Source organism: Gordonibacter pamelaeae 7-10-1-b (assembly GCF_000210055.1).
GTDB lineage: Bacteria > Actinomycetota > Coriobacteriia > Coriobacteriales > Eggerthellaceae > Gordonibacter > Gordonibacter pamelaeae.
Map to the genome: position 1 here is coordinate 3,232,668 of NC_021021.1, position 2,057 is coordinate 3,234,724.

A 2,057-nucleotide genomic window follows, 5' to 3' on the forward strand; every position below is an offset into this window, starting at 1 on the left:
GCGTCGATGCGCGCGGCGGCGTCGAGCGCCAGCTGCCCGGTGGTCTCGAGGAAGGCGTTGAGGTCCTTGTTCGCAGCGTCGATGCGTGCGAGCGAGCCCTCGGCGACCTCGCGCGCGCTGAAGTCCTTGGCGGCGAGTCCCGCGCGGATCTCGCGGGCGCCCATCGCGCCGAACGCGGAAGCGGATGCGGCACCCATCAGCGATCACCCCCTTCTCCCAGGATGGACGGGATGAGGAAGCAGCCGTCCTGCTGCTTGGGTGCGTTCTCGAGCGCCTCCTCCTGCGTGAAGGAGGGTGCCTCCACGTCGTCGCGCATAACGTTCGACAGGCTGCCGATGGGGTGGAACGTGGGCTCCACGCCTTCCAGGTCGTACTCGGTGATGGGCGCGAGGCTGTCGATGATGGCGTTCAGGTCGACCGTCATCTGTGAAACCTCCTCGTCCGTGAGGCCGATGCGCGTGTACTCCGCGATGTCGCGCACATCATGTTCGGTTACATGTTGGGTCATGGGGTGGCTCTTCCCTTCTCGTTTTCACGCATCGGCCCGCGGCAAGCACCGGCAGAACCGAAGGTGGAACAGGTGAAAACATAACGTCGCCCATGATAGCAAAGGAAGGCTCGCTGCGGGTGCGGCGACGCAAGGAAACAACGGCCCGCACCCTGTGCACCCGCCGCGAAATATAAGATAACTTTTTAAGTAATTATTTCCCAACCGTTTTTTCATTGCCCAACTATCCGTCTTTCGTTTTTCGGCCATCATCCGTCTTTCGTTTTTACGGCCATCGAGCTTTTATTCATCCGAGCATCGTGCTTTCGTTTATCAGGTTCCGGACGCCCCAGTTTCCACGACCTACCCCCTACCACCTCTTTCGCCGCCGAGTGGCGCGGCAAACCATCGGGAGTGAAGATCAGTCATGTTTCACGTGAAACATTTGTTCTTAAATTCCCTTTAAACGGTGAACACACATAGATTGCCGCCGTTGTATGCGAATACAGGCCGAAGCGCGCGGACGGGCGAAGCGGGCGAACTGACACGGCAGTTTTTTCGCTGATCGGTTTTTTGAATACCCGTTGACGCCCGATACTATGCGTTGTATAATATCGGGCGAAAGGAGGTATGCAATGGACGCACAGATGAAGCGAGGCTTCCTCGAAGTCTGCGTGCTCGCCTCGATCAACCGGCAGGACTCCTACGGCTACCAGATAGTGAAAGACGTGCCCGCGATCCTGAACCTGACCGAGTCGACGCTCTATCCCCTGCTCAAACGATTGGAGGCGGCAGGGCTGCTCACGACGTACTCCGTCGAGCACAGCGGGCGGCTGCGCAAGTACTACCGCATCACTGAGGCGGGCGTGCGCCATATCGACGAGTTCCTGCGCGAGCGGGACGACGTCGTCTCCATCTACGATTACGTGAAACGAGGTGCCAGACAATGAACAAGACCGAGTTCTCCGACGCGCTGCGGCGCGCGCTCGGCAAGCTGCCGTCCTACGAGGTGGAGCAGTCGATCGCCTTCTACTCGGAGATGATCGACGACCGCGTGGAGGACGGCATGAGCGAGGCCGACGCCGTGGCGGCGCTCGGGCCCGTGGGAGCCATCGCCGCGCAGATCATCGCCGAGACGCCGGTCATACCGAAGGCCATCGCCAAGGCGAACACCGGCAGCCGCACGCTCAACGTGGTGCTGCTCGTGGTGTTCTCGCCCATCTGGGTTCCCCTGGTGCTGGCGCTGATCGTGGCAGCCTTGATGGTGCACCTGTCCATCTGGATGGTCATCGTGGCGCTGTGGGCGACCGTCGCCACGCTGCTTTTGTGCGGCCCCATCGGGATCGTGGGCCTGGTGTGGTGCCTTGCCACCGGCTACCCGCTCACGGCCGCCTGGCTTCTGGGTTGCGGGATGGCCGCCGCGGGGTTGGGGCTGTTCGCCCTGTTCGGCGTCCTCGCCGCCAGCAAGGGGCTCGTGCAGCTCACCCACTCGTTCGCCCGCTGGATCAAGGGGCTGTTCGTGAAGAAGGTGCGCGGGGACGGCCCGGCCGCGCCGCCGTATGCTTACGCG

At 62.1% G+C, this 2,057-nt stretch carries 3 protein-coding genes and 1 pseudogene; 2 read left to right on the forward strand and 2 right to left on the reverse strand.

Going from position 1 to position 2,057, the window contains the following annotated elements:
- Both GPA_RS19565 and gatC read right to left on the reverse strand, forming a co-directional pair.
- Positions 1-197 (reverse strand): annotated as a pseudogene (locus GPA_RS19565) (Asp-tRNA(Asn)/Glu-tRNA(Gln) amidotransferase GatCAB subunit A); the annotation flags it as partial.
- Positions 197-508, reverse strand: coding sequence for an Asp-tRNA(Asn)/Glu-tRNA(Gln) amidotransferase subunit GatC (gene gatC, locus GPA_RS14855; RefSeq protein ID WP_041239741.1), 312 nt, complete (start codon positions 506-508; stop codon positions 197-199). The gene gatC and the pseudogene GPA_RS19565, both read right to left, overlap by 1 nt.
- A 614-nt stretch (positions 509-1,122) precedes the next feature.
- On the opposite strand from gatC, the gene GPA_RS14860 reads away from it, so the two are divergent.
- Both GPA_RS14860 and GPA_RS14865 read left to right on the forward strand, forming a co-directional pair.
- Positions 1,123-1,437, forward strand: a complete 315-nt coding sequence (locus tag GPA_RS14860; RefSeq protein WP_015540377.1) for a PadR family transcriptional regulator — start codon at positions 1,123-1,125, stop codon at positions 1,435-1,437.
- Positions 1,434-2,057, forward strand: a 624-nt coding sequence (locus tag GPA_RS14865) for a DUF1700 domain-containing protein (protein WP_083809165.1), incomplete at its 3' end; no start/stop codon positions are given. The genes GPA_RS14860 and GPA_RS14865, both read left to right, overlap by 4 nt.

Excerpts from the sequence above, each read along its gene's own strand:
- gatC (WP_041239741.1), bottom strand. The coding sequence starts at position 508 with ATGACCCAACATGTAACCGAACATGATGTGCGCGACATCGCGGAGTAC.
- GPA_RS14860 (WP_015540377.1), top strand. The coding sequence starts at position 1,123 with ATGGACGCACAGATGAAGCGAGGCTTCCTCGAAGTCTGCGTGCTCGCC.